16 protein-coding genes and 1 tRNA gene are annotated in these 17,159 nt (G+C 61.4%); 2 read left to right on the top strand and 15 right to left on the bottom strand.

Annotated elements, in window-relative coordinates; all coding sequences use genetic code 11:
• The 4 genes from NUW23_05640 to NUW23_05625 form a co-directional block, all read right to left on the bottom strand.
• A partial coding sequence (locus NUW23_05640; GenBank protein ID MCR4425660.1) for a DUF421 domain-containing protein occupies positions 1 to 642 on the bottom strand: 642 nt, incomplete at its 3' end.
• A gap of 77 nt (positions 643 to 719) precedes the next feature.
• On the bottom strand, positions 720 to 2,465 hold the full coding sequence (gene polX, locus NUW23_05635) for a DNA polymerase/3'-5' exonuclease PolX (protein ID MCR4425659.1): 1,746 nt from the start codon (positions 2,463 to 2,465) through the stop codon (positions 720 to 722).
• Complete coding sequence (locus NUW23_05630) at positions 2,428 to 2,997, bottom strand: CvpA family protein (protein MCR4425658.1); 570 nt, start codon at positions 2,995 to 2,997, stop codon at positions 2,428 to 2,430. The genes polX and NUW23_05630 overlap by 38 nt, the downstream gene beginning before the upstream one ends.
• Positions 2,998 to 3,025: 28 nt before the next feature.
• Positions 3,026 to 3,295 (bottom strand): cell division protein ZapA, encoded by a 270-nt coding sequence (locus NUW23_05625; protein ID MCR4425657.1) that lies wholly within the window; start codon positions 3,293 to 3,295, stop codon positions 3,026 to 3,028.
• 241 nt (positions 3,296 to 3,536) lie between these two features.
• Here NUW23_05625 and glnA point away from each other — a divergent pair, with 241 nt between their 5' ends.
• The gene (gene glnA / locus NUW23_05620; GenBank protein MCR4425656.1) at positions 3,537 to 4,868 is read left to right on the top strand and encodes a type I glutamate--ammonia ligase; all 1,332 of its coding nucleotides are present in this window, start codon (positions 3,537 to 3,539) and stop codon (positions 4,866 to 4,868) included.
• A gap of 5 nt (positions 4,869 to 4,873) precedes the next feature.
• Here the strand turns inward: glnA and pheT are convergent, their stop codons facing one another.
• The 9 genes from pheT to NUW23_05575 all read right to left on the bottom strand — a co-directional run bounded on the left by pheT (position 4,874) and on the right by NUW23_05575 (position 14,989).
• Positions 4,874 to 7,321, bottom strand: coding sequence for a phenylalanine--tRNA ligase subunit beta (gene pheT / locus NUW23_05615; GenBank protein MCR4425655.1), 2,448 nt, complete (start codon positions 7,319 to 7,321; stop codon positions 4,874 to 4,876).
• A gap of 20 nt (positions 7,322 to 7,341) precedes the next feature.
• A complete protein-coding gene (gene pheS, locus NUW23_05610) occupies positions 7,342 to 8,364 on the bottom strand; it encodes a phenylalanine--tRNA ligase subunit alpha (protein ID MCR4425654.1) in 1,023 nt (340 codons plus the stop codon).
• Positions 8,345 to 9,211 (bottom strand): TlyA family RNA methyltransferase, encoded by an 867-nt coding sequence (locus tag NUW23_05605; GenBank protein MCR4425653.1) that lies wholly within the window; start codon positions 9,209 to 9,211, stop codon positions 8,345 to 8,347. The genes pheS and NUW23_05605 overlap by 20 nt, the downstream gene beginning before the upstream one ends.
• Positions 9,212 to 9,524: 313 nt before the next feature.
• A tRNA-Pro gene (locus NUW23_05600) sits at positions 9,525 to 9,601 on the bottom strand.
• 95 nt (positions 9,602 to 9,696) lie between these two features.
• The gene (gene rdgB / locus NUW23_05595; protein ID MCR4425652.1) at positions 9,697 to 10,302 is read right to left on the bottom strand and encodes an RdgB/HAM1 family non-canonical purine NTP pyrophosphatase; all 606 of its coding nucleotides are present in this window, start codon (positions 10,300 to 10,302) and stop codon (positions 9,697 to 9,699) included.
• Positions 10,299 to 11,048, bottom strand: a complete 750-nt coding sequence (gene rph, locus NUW23_05590) for a ribonuclease PH (GenBank protein ID MCR4425651.1) — start codon at positions 11,046 to 11,048, stop codon at positions 10,299 to 10,301. Before rph ends, rdgB begins: the two co-directional genes overlap by 4 nt.
• 15 nt (positions 11,049 to 11,063) lie before the next feature.
• Complete coding sequence (locus tag NUW23_05585) at positions 11,064 to 11,828, bottom strand: MBL fold metallo-hydrolase (GenBank protein MCR4425650.1); 765 nt, start codon at positions 11,826 to 11,828, stop codon at positions 11,064 to 11,066.
• Entirely contained in the window at positions 11,803 to 12,678 is an 876-nt protein-coding gene (murI, locus tag NUW23_05580) for a glutamate racemase (GenBank protein MCR4425649.1), read from the bottom strand. The genes NUW23_05585 and murI overlap by 26 nt, the downstream gene beginning before the upstream one ends.
• A gap of 7 nt (positions 12,679 to 12,685) precedes the next feature.
• Positions 12,686 to 14,989, bottom strand: a complete 2,304-nt coding sequence (locus tag NUW23_05575) for an N-acetylmuramoyl-L-alanine amidase (GenBank protein MCR4425648.1) — start codon at positions 14,987 to 14,989, stop codon at positions 12,686 to 12,688.
• Positions 14,990 to 15,179: 190 nt separating this feature from the next.
• On the opposite strand from NUW23_05575, the gene NUW23_05570 reads away from it, so the two are divergent.
• Positions 15,180 to 16,232: a GreA/GreB family elongation factor gene (locus NUW23_05570; protein ID MCR4425647.1), complete on the top strand. Its 1,053-nt coding sequence runs from the start codon at positions 15,180 to 15,182 to the stop codon at positions 16,230 to 16,232.
• Here the strand turns inward: NUW23_05570 and NUW23_05565 are convergent.
• Positions 16,205 to 16,606, bottom strand: a complete 402-nt coding sequence (locus NUW23_05565; GenBank protein MCR4425646.1) for a hypothetical protein — start codon at positions 16,604 to 16,606, stop codon at positions 16,205 to 16,207. The genes NUW23_05570 and NUW23_05565 overlap by 28 nt on opposite strands.
• Complete coding sequence (locus NUW23_05560) at positions 16,593 to 17,078, bottom strand: hypothetical protein (GenBank protein ID MCR4425645.1); 486 nt, start codon at positions 17,076 to 17,078, stop codon at positions 16,593 to 16,595. Before NUW23_05560 ends, NUW23_05565 begins: the two co-directional genes overlap by 14 nt.
• Positions 17,079 to 17,159: the final 81 nt, after the last annotated feature.

Here is a 17,159-nt window from a genome sequence, read left to right as displayed (position 1 = left end):
CAGACTGGCCAGGAAGACATCCTGGAGGTTGGCGACGCCCTTCTCGCGAAGCTTCTCTTTCAGATCCCGAACGGTCAGGTCCAGCATTTTGAGGTACTGGTACTGGATCTGACCATCAGACACAAGTGGATAGGACGGGCCTTCATACTTCGTGGGCACCGCCAGATCCTCCGGGGTGACCGGACGTTTCTGCGATTTGAGCAGAACGTTCAGGTTGCCTGACGGCTCCAACACCGCGAACTCTACGTCCGCCGGGTTGAAGACCTTCTGGTCTCGAAGCTGGCTCAGGAGGTCGTTGATATTGTACCTGAGCCTCCTCATGCTTCCTTCAATGACCTTTCCGTCCTCCATCACTACGGTAGGCTCTCCCACGACCACTCGCCTGATAGCGATAGAGCGCAGGCACAGGGCGGCCACAGCTATCTCCAGGCCCGCCAGGGTGGCGATGGGGACCAGCCCGCTGTGGAGGGGAATGTCGTTCCGCTCGAGCGGGATCGCGCCCAGCTCGGCGACCATGATGGCGACCACGAGATCGAAAGGGGTCAGGTTCCCGACCTCTCTCTTGCCCATGAGGCGCATCGCAAACAACACGAAAGCGTAAACGATGAGGGTCCTGACTATGGTGAGCAGTATGTGGGACATCTTCGCCTCCAGCTGACAGGTTCACACCTTGCTCAGATGCTAGTATCCCATGAGTGAACCGCAGGTATCCGGAAGGCTCACGACGTTACGACCGCAGCTCGTTTCTTCCTGGCCAGCCGCGACATGAGGTCATCATAGGTGAGGCAGTTGAGGATATCGCGAGGTTCGAGCCAGGCACGCCTGGCAACCCAGACTCCGAACTCGATATTCACAAGCTCCGAAGGGGAGTGTGAGTCAGTATCTATAACGATGGTGACCCCTGCGTCCCGGGCAGCCCTGGCATTTGCGTCAGACAGATCGAGCCGGTCGGGATAGGAGTTGATCTCCATGGCTGTTCCGGTCTCCGCTGCCGCCTTGATCACTGCGTCCAGGTCCACCTCGTACCCCGGGCGGTATCCTAGAATGCGTCCTGTAGGGTGCGCGAGGATGTCGACATTCGGGTTGTGCACTGCCCGCAGGATCCTTTCCGTCATGGAGTGTCGGTCCTGCCTGAATCCGCTGTGTATCGACGCGACTACGATATCCAGTTGCTCCAACACTTCGTCGTCCATGTCGAGCGTGCCGTCCTTGAGGATATCCACCTCGAAGCCGGCCAGAATTCGGATGCCTCGTAAGTCCCGGGAGAGACGTCGGATCTCCTCAACCTGTGCTAGAAGCCTGTCCCGGTCCAGTCCACGGGCAATCCCGAGGGCACGGGAATGGTCTGTCACCGCTATGTACTCGTATCCCAGCCGCTGGGCAGTCTGGGCCATCTCCAGGACAGTGCCTACCCCGTCACTCCATTTCGTGTGGGTGTGCAGGTCTCCTTTGATCGAGCTCCTGGCGACCAGGTTGGGAAGACGCCCTTCTTGCGACGCCTCTATCTCCCCTGTGTCTTCCCGGAGTTCCGGCGGTATGTAAGACATGCCCAGGGCAGCGTACAGGTCCTCTTCGCTGTCTATCGGAACAGGCTCTCCGGTATCCTCTCGGAAGACGCCGTATTCGTTGATCTTCAGCCCAAGCCTTCCGGCGATGCCCCGGAGCCTCACGTGATGCTGCTTCGACCCCGTCAGATGGTGCAAAGCAGTCCAGTAATCCTCGGGACTCACCACCCTCAAGTCGCACGAAAGGCCGGTCTCAGTGATCCCAGTCGACTTCGTGGTCCCGCGCGCGGGGATCTCGCGGAAAATGGCAAGGCTCGCAAACGTGTCCATCACTCGCTCGGGATCCTCGGAGGCAGCAACAATATCCACGTCCCCCACGGTGTCCCGACGTCGCCTCAGGCTGCCCGCGGCGCTCACCCGGGTCACACCCGGCACGCGGCCGAGTTCGTCCACTATCCGATCGGCAATCGGGATGGCAGCGTAGAGGGGGCTCCGCTCCCCGGCATGGCGCATGAGCTCGATGGACCGGATGATATTCGCCTCGGTCTTCGAGCCGAATCCAGGGACCTCCCGGATCCTGCCCGCGCGTGCCATGGAGAGCAGACTTTCTACATCATCGATCCCGAGCGCATCGTGCAGCCTCCAGGCTGCCTTCGGACCGATCCCCGGAACCTCGGTGAGCAGGAATATGGCCGGAGGTATCTCCTCCCGGAGCCGGTCCAGGTACTGGAGCCGTCCTGTGGCAAGAATCTCCTCTATCTTCGCCCTGATGGCGTCGCCAATCCCGGGGATGCCGTGCCCTGCATCGGCCAAGGCATCACGAACCGGCCTGTCCAGGGAGATGAGTGCGTCCGCAGCCTTTCGGTAGGCTCTCACCTTGAACGGGTTCTCGGCCTTCAGTTCCAGAAGCTCTGCAACCTGGTTAAAGATGCCTGCTATCTCTGTATTTGAGATCTCCACTCTTGGGACCTCCAGGGCCCGGGGCGGGTGGTGCCTCCGGGATCATCCGGTCGAATTGCTTGTAGAAGAAGGGTGCGACTTCTCGAATCCTCACAGCCACGGGGGACCGCTCTATCGTGGCAGTGACGGACGGGATGTGCAGCGAGGACAACACCACCAGGACCACGCTGATGACAAGCACAGCCCTGGCAACCCCGAACACTGCGCCTCCCATACTGTTGAGAAAGGACAGCCCAGGGAGCCTCATGACCAATGATACCGCGTAGCCGACGAGTTCGACCAGGATGGCCATGCCCACAAACACGATTATGAACCCGACGACATTGGCTGCCGCCTGACTCATGCCGCCGATCAGCCTGCCGACGAACTGCCCTACGCTCGGGTAGAGCCTGAGTGCGGCCAGGATCGCAACTATTATGCCCACAAGGTCGATAACCTGCCGCACAAGTCCTTTCCGGAAACCCATGATGAAGTCGATGGCTATGAGCACTAAGATCACGGCAGATAGCCAGTCGATGGATGACACGTTCACAGAACCCACCCCTCACAGTCCATGAAACCTAACTCTGATCTACGAGCCTGAGCAGCTCGCCGTACTTGCGCCTGGCGGCACCCAGCTCGTCCGCGATGTGCAGGGCCGCGAGCACAGACACCTGGTGGAGGGAAAGCCTGGGATTCGACTCTGAGATCTTACGCATCCTCAAGTCAAGGTCGTGCGCCAGAGACTCGATGTAGTCTGGAGATGCGTCGCCACGGATAACATATTCCTCGCCCATTATGACTGCGAGGACCCTGTTTGTGTCTTTCTTCTGACTCTGCTGAGGCAACATCCCTACCAGCTCCCTGAGAGGTGATTGATAGCTCCGCCTCGGGGCGGTCTCACATTTGGTACTTTTGCTATTGGCCTGTCCGAATCCTGCATGGGCGGACCTGTAGCGGTGTTCCGGATGATTTTACAGGTTTGACGAAGTGCTGGGCATGTTGACAATGGACTTAGCTGGTGATACTATGCGGTCTATAGTACCCGCGCGGCCGAGCGGGTGCAAATTACTTCATGAAGGGGTGATCTGAATGTCAACCTTCAAGCGCGAGGAGATCCTGCGCCTGGCAAAGGAGCGGAACGTCCAGTTCATACGGCTCCAATTCATGGACATCGTGGGAGTCGTGAAGAACGTTGAGATTCCTCTAAGTCAGCTTGAAGGGGCCCTCGACGGCCGAGTGATGTTTGACGGTTCCTCGATCGAGGGGTTCTCCAGGATCGAGGAGTCAGACATGAACCTCCGTCCCGACCTGGACACCTTCGTCGTCTTCCCGTGGAAACACGCGGACGGCACCATTGCCCGCCTTATCTGCGATGTTTACAATGCGAACGGCACGCCTTTCGAAGGCGATCCCAGGTTCGTGCTGAAGCGCGCAGTGGCCGAGGCCGAGGCGTTGGGGTTCACACTCAACGTGGGTCCAGAATGTGAGTTCTTCCTGTTCAGGCAGGATGAATTTGGGGCCGCCACTACCAACACGAACGACCAGGGCGGATACTTCGATCTGTACCCGGTCGACTGCGGTGAGGACGCGAGGCGAGATATCGTACTCGCCCTGGAGCAGATGGGCTTCAGGGTGGAGGCTGCGCACCACGAGGTCGCTCCCGGGCAACACGAGATAGATTTCGAGTACTGCGACGCTCTGACCACGGCCGACCGGGTCACGACTTTCAAGTTTGTCACGAAAGTGGTGGCTCGCCATCACGGCCTGCACGCGACGTTCATGCCCAAGCCGATCTGCGGTATGGCGGGGTCGGGGATGCACACACACCTTTCGCTCTTCTCAAACGGCCAGAACGCCTTCTTCGATCCGGCCGCCCCCTACCAGTTGAGCGAGACCGCGATCTTCTTCATCGGTGGTCTGCTAGCTCACGCCCCGGCGGTAACCGCGGTGACGAACCCGACCGTGAACTCATACAAACGCCTGGTGCCGGGGTACGAGGCACCAGTATACATATGCTGGTCCGCCGCGAACAGGAGTGCACTCTGCCGTGTGCCCGCGAGCCGGGGGATCGGGACCCGGGTGGAATGGCGGTCCCCCGACTCATCATGCAACCCTTACATGGCCTTCGCCGTGATCCTCAAAGCAGGATTGGATGGCATCAAGAAGCGCATCGCTCCTCCCGAGCCGATCATGAAGAATATCTACCACATGTCCGCCGAGGAGCGCGCTCAGGAGGGTATCCCGAGCCTGCCCGGATCGCTGGCCGAGGCCGTAGAGGCGCTCAGCCAGGACGAGGTAGTCGTCTCCGCCCTTGGAGAGCACCTCTACCCTCGGTTCGTCAACGCCTGCAAGCTCGAATGGGATGACTACCGCATCCAAGTCCACAAGTGGGAACTCGACAGGTACCTATCAGTCCTTTAGGCTCCTCAGCGCAGCGCGGCATCGAAATCCCGGACTACAGCCTCCCGGACCCGCTCATGGACTTCGTTCACCTCTCCGTCGGTGAGCGTGCGATCCTGGGCACGGTAGGTGATGGAAAACGCCAGACTGCGCTTCCCAACCTCGACCGGCGGCCCTTCGTAGACATCGAAGAGCCTGATGCTCTCGACGAGGTCCCCGCCTGCCCGGGACATGACCCCCGCAATTCGCGACGCGGGGGTTTCCCGTCCAACCACCATCGCCACATCACGCTCTACGGCTGGATGCCTCGGGATTGGAGCGAACCTTGCTTCCCTTCTCTGGGCTCCCCTAATGGCATCGAAATCAAGTTCAGCAATGCAGGTGGTTTCGGGGACTCCCCACGCCTCTGCGACATCAGGGTGAACCTGTCCCAAAGTGCCGATTTCGGTCTCACCCGCAACGACTGCCGCCGCCCGCCCCGGGTGGAACCACGGACGAGAAGCCCGGGCAAATATCGTCTCAAACACTCCCAGTTCATCCAGGAGAGTCTCGATGAGCCCTTTGAGGTCGAAGAAGTCATACCCCCTCTCACCCTCATACCACTGCTTGTGGTTCATGGGCCCCGCCATGCCGATGGCGAGGACCTCCCGTTCGACCGCAGGCTTCTCGCCCCGGATCGGGCTGCGCCCCTCCCGGAGGGCGGCCCCGGGAGAGTAAGTTCGGCCCAGCTCGAACAAACATACCCCTCTGTTCCTTCGGTTGACGTTGGTCTGGACGGCCCCTAGAAGGGATGGAATCATAGTGGTCCTCATCAGCGCATGTTCCTCGACCATCGGATTTGCGATCCGCACTGCCTCCCTCGCCGGATGATCGACGGGAAGTCCGATCCTATCGAGATCGTGGGGGGACATGAACGGGAAAGTCGCACACTCACTCGCTCCCATAGCCGCCAGAACGTCCCGCGCGCGGGCAGCAAGTTCCTGAGAAGCACTTCTGCCGCCGGGCATGCCTCCTCCCGGCACAGTTGAAGGCACGTTTCCGAACCCCCAGATCCGGGCGACCTCCTCCGCAAGATCCGCCTCTTCGCGGACGTCCCCGCGGAACGACGGCACCGAGACTCTGAATTCCCCAGATTCCATCGGCCCTTCCCCGGGTTCCACTTCGAACCCCAGCCTCGTCAAGCAATCGCGTATCTCCCGGCCGATGCTGGTCCCCAGATGGGCATTGATTCGCGCGATGCTCGCGGATATGGTGGTGCGTTCTGTCTTACCGGGATACACGTCAATTATGCCGGAAGCGACTTCGCCGCTTCCCATCGCCCTGAGAAGGTGGGCACTGCGGTCGAGGGCGAGCGGTACGGCTTCTGGATCAATCCCTTTCTCGAACCTGGACGAAGCCTCGGTTCGCAGCTTGAGGTCGCGCGACGTCCGCCATATGCTCGTCCTTGCGAAGTTCGCCCCCTCTAGCAGGACGTTCCGGGTCGACTGGGTGATCTCGGTCTCCCCTCCGCCCATGATGCCCGCCACCGCAAGCCCGCGATCAGGTCCAGCAATCACGAGCATGTCAGGCTCGAGATGCCTTTCGACACCGTCCAAGGTGGTCAGGACTTCGCCTGGGACCGTCCGGCGGACGATGATTCTGTGGTCCGGCAGAAGGTCGTAGTCGAAGGCATGCAGGGGTTGATTGACCTCAAGCATCACATAGTTCGTGATATCGACTATGTTGTTGATGGGACGTTGCCCTGCTGCCCGGAGCCGAACCTGCATCCAGAGTGGCGATGGGCCCACGGTCACATTGGTGAAGATCCGCGCGCCGTATCGCGGGCAGAGGTCGGGATCGGCAATTTCCACGACGGCCATGGAGCTCGCTTGCCGGGGTGTCTCAACGACCTCCACTGGCGGCGCGACGAGGGTCCGGCCGGTGACGGCCGCCACTTCCCGCGCGATCCCCAGCACACACAGGCAATCAGGCCTATTGGGAGTGATTTCCAACTCCAGCACGGTGTCCCGGAGGTTCAGTGCGTCGACGACGTCCAGCCCCGGAAGTATCTCCGACGGGAGCTTGAGAATGCCCGACGCATCCTGCGAGATCCCCAGTTCACGCGAGGAGCAGAGCATGCCTTCGGACACCACGCCCGAGAACTCCATCTCCACTATCCTCGTCCCGTCATCCAGGCAACCACCGGGAAGCGCCAGCGGCACCATGTCCCCCACTGCGAGGTTGGTCGCCGCTGTCACCACCTTCACAGTTGAGGAATCTGGACGGCCAATATCAAGGGAGGCCACAAAAAGCCGGTCGGAGGACGGGTGGCTCTCCAAAGACACCACGCGCCCGGCAACAATCCTCTCCAGGTTCTCCCCAACCTGGCCTATGCCCTCGACCTTGGTTCCACTCATCGTCAAGAGGTCCGCCAGGTCTTCCGGGCTCTCATGTATCTCGACGTAGTCACGCAGCCATCTCAATGGGACCAGCATCAAACTCAACCCCCCGATATTTACCGGAACTGTGACAGGAACCTGAGGTCGTTCTCGTAGAAGAGCCGCATGTCGTCGATGCCATGCTTCAACATGACGATACGCTCCACTCCCATCCCAAAAGCGAACCCCGACAGTTCCGATGGATCATAACCGACAGCTCGAAGAACGTTCGGGTGGACCATCCCCGAGCCCAGGATCTCGATCCATCCCTCGCCTTTGCATGTCCTGCAGCCCGAACCCTGACAGATGGCACACGACACGTCCATCTCCGCCGAAGGCTCAGTGAACGGGAAGTAGTGAGGCCTGAACCTGACACGCCGGTCCCGGCCGTAGAACTCCTGGGCAAACTGGGTCAGAGTCCCTTTTAGATCAGCGAAAGTGATACCCCGATCTACCAGAAGCCCCTCCACCTGGTGAAAGACGGGAGAGTGCCGCGGGTCGATCTGGTCCCGGCGGTAGACCTTGCCCGGGACCACCACTCGAACCGGCGGATTGTGGGATTCCATCTCCCTGACCTGCATGGGTGAGGTATGAGTGCGCAGCAGGATGGACTCAGTGATGTAGAATGTGTCCTGCACGTCTCTGGCCGGGTGGTACCTCGGGGTGTTCAAGGCCTCGAAATTGTAGAAGTCAGTCTCCACCTCAGGCCCCTCCACCACCTGGAATCCCATCCTCACGAATATCTCCGTGATCTCCCGGATCCCCCGGGTCAGAGGGTGTATCGCGCCGAGCGAGGGTCTTCGGCCGGGCATGGTGACGTCAATGGCCTCCGCCTGCAGACGCGTGGCTTTCTCTTCTGTCGCCAAGACCTCGGCCCTCTCGGTTAGGGCCTTCTCCAGCTGGTCGCGTCCGGAGTTGACCATGGCTCCGAACTCCCGACGGCTCTCGACCGGCAATTGGCCCATCATCCGGAGCAAGGAAGTGAGTTCACCTTTGCGCCCCAGAAATCTCACCCTCACCTCCTCCAGGTCCTTCGTGGAGCGGGCGGCTTTCACGGCTTCCATGGCCGCACGCATGACATCAGACACCTGATCTTTCATCCCCTGTCCTCCCATCTTCCTGGGCGTCCCGTTGCATCCCCCTGGCCAGAATGGTCAGGCCCTCCTGGATCGCCCTGTCAATCTCCCGGTCCGGATCTGTGATCCCCTGTCTCGTCCCCAGGTGGACAAAGAACTCGAGTGTGCCCCCGGAGCCTAGCACAGGCGAGGCCATCACTCCCGCGAGAGAATAGCCAGACCCCCGCCCCGCTTCTGCCGCTTGGCGCACTGCAGCCCGGTAATCGGTCTCCTCCAGATCCGGCCCCTTCGCCTTCACTTCGAACAGAGGTTTCACGAGGGCCACTATCTCCGACCCCGGTCCGTCCAGCTGTGCCGGAGCCAGTAGGCCGGCCACAGTGGGTACCGCAATACTGAGTGAAAGATATGATAGGTCGATGACCCCCAGGTCCGGCCTGGGCACGAGCACATCGGGTGTCACATCCCCTATGTTTGTCCTCTCCATGTTCACCACACGCGGGTCCTGTCTCAGCCTCCCTACCAGCTGGCCGAACCCCACGTCCACCGCGTACACCCGGGATGCGCCTCGGGAAAGCAGGCAGTCCGTGAACCCACCGGTGCTCGCCCCCACATCAATGGCAACCCTGCCCAGGACATCGACTTGAAAGCGGTCGATGGCAGCAGCGAGCTTGAGGCCGCCGCGGCCTGCGTACGGGATGTCCACCCCGCGAAGCCTGATCGGGGCGTCTGCCGCGACGAGAGTCCCAGGTTTGTCTTCCCTCACGTCCCCCACCAGCACCCGGCCTTCCATGATCCATGCCCGGACGGTCTTCTCGTCCTTTGAGAACCCCCGTTCGAGCATGAGCCGGTCGAGCCTCATCTTCTTCGCCAACTGTGAGGACCTCCCGGTGAAACAAGAGGTCCACAACCTTCCATGGGACGAAGGTTGTGGACTCCGTGGTACCACCCAAATCGGCCAAACGGCCACTCTTCCAGGCACACAACATGCCCTGTCTCTGTAACGGGAAACCCCCGGCTCCGGCCTACGCGGGAACCCAGCCCCTCTCAGCCTGCGGCTCAAGAGTGAATTCGCGGCGCCCTCGCCCGGGGGCGCTCACAGTCTGGGCGCACCCTCCCTGAACGGGGAGTTCCGTGCTACTAGTCTCTTTCATCGCCTTTAGCGGTATTCCTGGTTGTCGTCAACATGGTCGGGGCGACAGGATTTGAACCTGCGACATCATGGTCCCAAACCATGCGCTCTACCAAACTGAGCTACGCCCCGGAACAGCTTTGAGTTTAGCACATGCCCCAACCGCAGTCAATTACCGCGAAGGTCCGGCCGCGAGACATCGCCTCGGACATCCTTGTCCGCCCTTCTCAGAGCCCCAATCCCTCACGGATCAACGGTATCGCCTTCTCAAAAGCCCTGGCCCTGTGACTCACCCGGTTCTTGGTGGCCTCATCGAGCTGGCCGAAGGTCTTTCCAGATCCGGCAAAGATGAACACGGGGTCGTATCCGAACCCACCCTCCCCCGCGGGTTCCCACGCGATTGTTCCCTCGCACGAACCTTCCGCTACTCCAATAAGCCCCTCAGGAGTCGCAACCGCAACCGCACATATGAACCTCGCCGTTCGCGCCGGGCCCGGCACGTCCCGCATCAGCGCGAGGAGTCTTTCATACCTCTCTCTGTCCGTAAGCCCAGGCCCGCCGAACCGGGCAGACATCACACCAGGCTGGCCTCCGAGTGCGTCCACCACGAGGCCGGAGTCATCCGCTACGGCCACTTCTCCGGTAAACATCGCGGCCGCCCTTGCCTTCTTCACCGCGTTGGCAACGAAGGTACCGCCATCCTCTGAGATTTCCGGCGCACCCGGGTAGTCCCAAAGCGCGCGCAAGTCAGCCTCAATCCCTTGAGCCCGGAGGATCGCCCCGATTTCGGCGGTTTTTCCCCTGTTCCTGGTGGCGACTACAAGCGCTTTCACTCCCGGCGCCCGCCTCGCTGGATTCTCTCCGAGACCGCGCCCAGGGCTGCACGCTGTGCCTCGCACAGTCTCTCTATACCTGACCGGCCGAGATCGAGTAGCGCGTCGAGCTCCTCACGGCTGAACGGACGCCCCTCCGCCGTGCCCTGAACCTCAACCAGACCTCCCGAGCCGGTCATGACGATGTTCATGTCCACCTGGGCCCCGGAGTCCTCCGAGTAACAGAGGTCCAACAGCATCTCTTCGTTCACAACGCCCACGCTGACCGCGGCGAGAAAGTCAGTGACTGGCAGGGGTTTCCCTTCCCAGTCGGGCATCGAATCCAGCAAGTCCGCGAGCGCCACGAAAGCCCCGGTGATCGAGGCGGTCCTCGTGCCCCCGTCGGCCTGAATGACATCGCAGTCGATCCAGATCGTGCACTCCCCGAGATCCGCTGCGGACACGACGGACCGCAACGCCCGGCCTATCAGCCTCTGGATCTCCTGGGTCCTGCCAGCGATTCTGCCCGCCCCTCGCTCCCTTGGTGTTCGCTCCGGGGTCGACCGCGGCAGCATAGCGTATTCTGCGGTCACCCAACCCCGGCCTGTCCCCTTGACATGCAGCGGAGGTCTGTCGTCGTAGGTGGCGGTGCATAGGACCTTTGTGTCGCCCATCTCAACAAGGACGGATCCGGGCGCGTGCTTTATGTAGTGCCGGGTTATGTGGACGGGCCTCAATTCTCCTGTCCCCCTGCCGTCTGATCTCACGTGCTAGCCCTCCCTCTATAGATCGTAGGTTGCCCCGATCCTCGCTACCTGAATGTCCCCGGCAAAGACTGCGCGCGCCTCGGCAAGTGAGACTTCTAGTGGGTTCTCCGGGTGCAGGTGGGTAAGAATCAACCTCGCTACCCCCGCCTTCGCAGCGACCATCCCCGCGTCGCGAGCGGATAGGTGCCCAACCGCCCTGCCGCTCTGGTCGCTCTCCTGCATGAATGCCTCGGCGAGAAGGGTCGATGAGTCCCTCGCTATGTCCCACAACGCGTCGCAAAGCCCAGTGTCAGCCGTGTACCCCAGACCCGCCCGGCCCGGCTCCCGCCCTGATTCGCGCACCGTCGCGCCGAACGCGGGAACCACATGCTCCATCCTGCGGAACTCGAAATCCATTCCCCCCACGCTGAACTCGGAGCCGTCCTCTATTGGAACCACATCGAAGAGGTCGAGATAGGAATCACCTACTGCGTCCGCCAGAAACGACTCCAAACCCGGGCCCGGGAGTACCAGCTTCACTCGTCCCCAGAGGCTGCCCTGCGACCGGGCGTGCCGGTAGGCATACCGGGCTGTGAGAAGGTCCGAGTAATGGTCGGGGTGATAATGGCTGATGATGACGGCATCCAGACGCCGGAAATTCACGTGACGCTGAAGTGAAGCCATGATCCCGGGGCCGCAGTCCACCAGAACCGTCGCGTCCGTGCCCTGGAGCAGGTATCCGGAGCATGCTCCTCCAGGCCCCGCGTAAGGGCCATTACTCCCGAGTATCGTAAGCCGCATCCCATTTGTCCCCCTTCTGAACGCCCCAACAGGGACGGGGCGCACTGAACGTCACATGGTCGACTGCTTCTAGCTCCCATCCCAGAAGAACCCGGGCAATCCGCCTGAACTCCTCCGGATCCCCGCTCGTGAAGAACCGGTACGAGACGGCCTCTGTGCGAGAACGGACACCGGCCCTGCCCGTGCAGCAGTCAAGCGCGGCGCGGACTGTTGCAGCCACACTCACGGCAGGGTCCACAAGCGACACATGGGGTCCCACGACAGCGCGGACCTCGTCCTCGAGGTACGGGTAGTGGGTGCACCCGTACACAACCGTGTCCACCCCGGCCCTCACGAGTGGGGCGAGATAGCCCGAGAGCACTTCCCTCACATACCCTCCGGACACTTCTCCTTGTTCGATCATGGGTACAAGGAGGGGGCATGCCTGTTCAAAGACCTGGACCAGCGGATCGATGCGGCCTATCGCCGCCGCGTATGCTCGGCTTCGCGCGGTATTCGTGGTCGCTATCACACCTATCCGGCCGTTTCGCGTGGCGCGGACCGCTGCCCGCGCCCCCGGTTCGATCATCCCCACCACGGGGAAGCCGTACTCCGCACCCACCACCGGAAGGGCCAATGCGGAGGATGTGTTGCATGCGCACGCCACGACCGCCGCTCCCTGCGCGGCGAGAAAGGATATGATCTCCCGGGCAAATCGGATTATGTGCTCACGAGGCTTCTCGCCGTAAGGTACCCGCGCGGTGTCCGCGCAGTAGACAATGGGCCAACCCGGAGCGGCGGACATGATGGCCTTGACGACGGTCAGCCCGCCGACTCCCGAATCGTACACTCCTATGCTCTTTGCATCCATGCGTCTATTATATGCCTTTCGCATCTGCCACGGGCGGGTTTTCGGGCTCTGGTTGAGCCTGGAGAGTGTCTCCGGGTATGGCATCGCCGGGCACAGCATCGCCGGGCATGGGACCCTCAGATACCAGCTGTGCTTCCGGAGAGGGCGGAGGCGGCTCAGAAGGCGATGGCTCCGACTCAGGCTGGGCAGGTGGCGAACCCGCATCGGCGGGCCCTCTTTCTGCAGCAGAAGGCATATCCGGCCCGGGTTCGGGGTCTGGCAGCGGTTCGAGAACAGGCGCCGGGGCCGGCAGAGGCGGAATCTCAGGCAGCGGCGTTGGAGGCGCCTGAGCTGGCAGAGGTGATGCCTGTACCGGCGCACCGGGCCCCTGCGCACGATTTTCCCACCGTTCGAACATCTCGCCCCCGAAGTACAGCAGGAGCCCGTTGTGCAAGCCGACTGCCGCTTTCTGCCTGAAAGCAGGGTCCCTGAGTTTCGTAGCTTCCACATCGTTCGAAATGAAAGCCACTTCCACCAACGCAGACGGCACCTCGGTCTCGCGGACTACCAGGAAGTTCTTCCGTTGAACCTTCCGGTCCATCAACTCGATCTCTCTCAGGAGTGAGTTGTGGACGAGCACAGCTAGTTCCTGGCTGTATGGGACCATGTTGTAGTAGTATGTCTCCGTCCCGCAGGGGAAGACATTCCACACCGCATTGCAGTGGATGGACAGGAAAACGTCCGGCATAAGTCCGTTTGCGAGTTTCGCCCGATCCGCGAGCTCCACAGTAGAATCGTCCTCACGGGTCATGGAAACATGTGCTCCGGATGCGCTCAGGAGATCTCGGAGTCTCAAAGCGATGTCAAGGTTGATATCCTTTTCGAGAAGCCCGTTTCGAACCGCACCCGGATCGGTGCCCCCGTGCCCCGGATCCAGCATTATAGACCGCTGGTAGAGAGGCGACTCATCCACTTGAAGCCTCAGGGTCCGCCTGTCGCTCGAGATATCGAAGGAATGACGCCAATAATGCGACAGGTCCACAACAGCACGGCCGACTTCCATGGTGAACTGGGCAGCGCGTATTCTTTGGACAGACCTCGAGCCCACGTCCAGTACCCGGACTGCGCCCGGCGCCGCGCCCGGCATATCGATGACGATACGGTCGGGTTTTATGAGCCGGAAGACTCGGAAATCCACCGGACCGGACGTCTCGAACTCCACCAGGGTGCGGCCCCGCTCGGAACGGACGCGGACGTCCGACAGCACGTAGGAAAGGTCCACCATGAGCCTGGTTTGATCCGAGAGCGAGAACCTCGGGTGAGGCACCAGGCCATCCCTGAGCTTCATAACCACCCTGACCGTGGATGGGTCAAATTGCCCCGCTCTCAACCATTCGACACCGTGCCGGCCCGCCGGGAGATCGACGCATTCGGCCATCAGCGTGGCGTCTGGTATATCGATGTAGTATGTGCCGTCCGCGCCCTCGCGCGGTTGCCTGAAGACAAAGCGCCCGCTGGCCTGCACCACGACTCTCCCTGCCGCGGGAGATTCCTCGACACCGATCGCCGATATCCGAGTGTTGAAACGCACCAGCAGCCGCGCCGGCCTACCTGGTTCGTAGGACAGGGTGAACCCAGTGGACTTGGTGAGGTCCAGCACCACCCTGACGACCCCGGGCCTATTCACGGCAGCCCTGATACGGCGCACGATGTCGTCTCCGACCTCGAGGTTCTTGAGGCCGGGACCGGGCTCCGACTCCAACACGTCGATGACTAGCCGGTCTGGAGAGGACAGAACGAAACTGTTGTACTCGAAGTTCGAGTCGGCCTGTATCGCAAGCGCTCCGCGGCCATCATCGAAAGACCACGAGAGCCCAAGAACCTTTACCTTGTTAGGACCCACGCGCACGAGTCTGGTTGCCGGTTCAACTGAGACCGAAAGGTCAAGCACGGTCAGGTCGTGCGCGGCCACCATGACTCGCCCCCCCACCATCACTGGCGGCAGAGACAAGTCCAAGTCCGATCGGTTGACGACAGCCCTCGCCTCGCCCACGCGAAAGACGGCCTTCGTCGGCCCGATCTCGACAGTTGCCTCTTTGAGGTCACCCAGCCAGCCGATGGAGGCACCGAAGTAATCGGTGAGCACGCGGAGGGCGACGTAAGGCTCCCCGGCGACGTCCGCCGCGCCGCCCTGGACCTCAAGCACGGTTCCCCCCTTGATGACCTCGAGGCGCCACGTGTTCGAGGCATCTGCAGCTTTGGGCACACATGCAAATGCCACAAGCATGAGCGCGACGAACCACTGCACCACCGTGAACTCTCGTCTATGCACGCGGAGCACACCCCTGACCCAGAACCCCTATCCATCTTTCTTTCGATGTCGGACTCCGTTTTCCTCCGCGTAAACCACGAATGACTTGCATTCCAGTGGGAAATCAACGAGGCCGTGGTGTTTTGCCTGACGATGGTGTATTCCCATGCGCCCCAGGACAAGATAGAGCGGGGATCGGAGGCGATGAAGAGTGAAGATCGGGTTCTCTGGGCGGCCCTCCATTCGGGGGAGCGTGGCGACGTCTCAGACCACCGCGGACAGGTTTACGAGGTACGTTTCTGCCTGCCATGAGATGGGCCTGGGGTGCCTTGAGGTTCCGTCCGGCTTGGTCTTCGGGCGTGGTGGATACCGCCAGCAATTCGTGGCCGCATGCACAGAGGCATCGCCGGGCAGGGTTTCGACTAGGTGTGCCATCTTGGGTGTGGATGTCCTGGTCCGGGTTCGACCTTCCGAGATTCCTGCGAGCTGTTCAGACGATGCGGACATGTCGGAAATGGGCTACATACGGCAGCTTGTCGGGCTGTACGGTGGCAGACTAGTTACAGTTCCATTCAGGTCTGTTCGGCAGGTAAGGGCGATGGTGGACACCGTCCACCCAGATTCCGGCGCTGCTGCCCTCGGTTTCGTGGTGGACTGGGGAGACGAGCAGTCGATCGGGAACGCGGCACGCGCCCTCCGCGAGGTCGGGTATGGGCACATAGTGCCCATGGTTCAGCTGTACCAGGAGCGCGGGGCGAAGCTCGACCGCATGCTTTTGCGGGCTCTCTCGGTCTCGCTGAGAGAGAACGGGGCCAAGAGCCTCTACCTGTGTGTGGCGCCTGAGCTGATCCGGCAGGGTAACGAAAGACAGAGGGTCTTAGGAGCTCACCGGTCGCTCGCCCGCGTAATCCTCAGGTTCGAACAGGAGACCGGATGCGAGGTGGGAGTGATCTTCACTGGCCCGTCCGCGCTGGAGAACGCACAGCACATGTCGGGGTTGATCAGGGACATGTTTCGAGCTCGAGCGTCAGGTGAGCCTCTCCTGCCCAGACTAGGCTCGACGGTCAAGATACGTGACGTTGAGCTCGGGCTAGACATGGAATACTCAATCGTGCCACCGGAGGAGGCCTCAGCCAAGACCGGGATGCTCTCCTGTGAGTCCCCAGTCGCGCGCGCGCTGATCGGACGGCCGCCCGGGTCCAGGGTTGAGGTCACCGCGCCCGGCGGGAGAGTGGTCTACGAGTTGCTCGAAGTGTCGGAGTGAGCCAAGCCCACAGCCTGCCTGAAAGCGCGAAGGCCGAAAGGCTTTTGGAGCAGGACCAGGTTGGTTCCTAGATCCGTCCGGGAGGCGTCGTTGGACTCCTCAGAGCACATCAGGACAAGCCTAGTCCCTCCTGTCCGCTCACACATTCGGGCGAGAGCCTCAAGCTCAGAGCGAGCCGCAAAGGTGATATCGATCGCGACGGCCTTGGGGCGAAGACGATCCAGCAGGTCCGGCACTTGCCGTGGCAGGCATTCCACCACATACGGGTGGTTGCGGGAATCCCAACCTCTCAAATACTCCGCAAGCACTGTCCGGACAGCTGGATCAGACTCCGCGATCAGGTATGTCGTTACGCGAACTTCACCGGTACCCATGTGGTCCCCGGGTCCCACCCGCTCCGGCGGTGTGTCCCGGAAAACGAGAGGCCAGCCTCCGCGACATCTCTTTGGACACAGCCTCATCAATCTCCAGGTACACGTCCCATGCTTCCCGCCCCACCAGAGCCTTGAGCTGCATTTCGAGCCCACGCCTGCGCTGTGAGTAGAGCCTTCGCTCTATGGCCTCTAACGTGAAGTAAGCCTCCTCTGCCAGGTCGCGGGCCCGGCGAAACTGGGCGAAAGTCACGTCCCGCCCCTCGAGGATTACATCGAGACTCCGCAGGACCTCCAGTATGCCGCCTTCGATATCCAGCCGGTTCACCCCCACACGCGTGTGGACAACTGTTTCCCGGCCCGGTAAGCCTCGGCCTTCTGCGGCGTCCCCGGAGTCCTCTTCGATCCACCCGGCAGCGGCTCTCAGGGTTTCCGCGCACCGGTTCAGTACCTCCTCGTTGTCTGACGTGCGCACCAATTCCACCACCTCGCTCCACTCATATCGTATCATGGAACACATGTTCGGTCCATCGCCCATCCATCACCCTTGAAGGTG

This window comes from Bacillota bacterium, assembly GCA_024655925.1.
Taxonomy (GTDB): domain Bacteria; phylum Bacillota; class DTU025; order DTU025; family JANLFS01; genus JANLFS01.
The sequence above is the reverse complement of the archived record's forward strand: the minus strand, read 5'-3'. Positions and strand labels throughout refer to the sequence as shown.

Coding starts and splice junctions, on each gene's coding strand:
- NUW23_05625 (MCR4425657.1), bottom strand. CDS start 3,295: ATGTTGCCTCAGCAGAGTCAGAAGAAAGACACAAACAGGGTCCTCGCA.
- glnA (MCR4425656.1), top strand. CDS start 3,537: ATGTCAACCTTCAAGCGCGAGGAGATCCTGCGCCTGGCAAAGGAGCGG.
- pheT (MCR4425655.1), bottom strand. CDS start 7,321: ATGCTGGTCCCATTGAGATGGCTGCGTGACTACGTCGAGATACATGAG.
- pheS (MCR4425654.1), bottom strand. CDS start 8,364: ATGAAAGATCAGGTGTCTGATGTCATGCGTGCGGCCATGGAAGCCGTG.
- NUW23_05585 (MCR4425650.1), bottom strand. CDS start 11,828: ATGCGGCTTACGATACTCGGGAGTAATGGCCCTTACGCGGGGCCTGGA.
- murI (MCR4425649.1), bottom strand. CDS start 12,678: ATGGATGCAAAGAGCATAGGAGTGTACGATTCGGGAGTCGGCGGGCTG.
- NUW23_05565 (MCR4425646.1), bottom strand. CDS start 16,606: ATGGGTACCGGTGAAGTTCGCGTAACGACATACCTGATCGCGGAGTCT.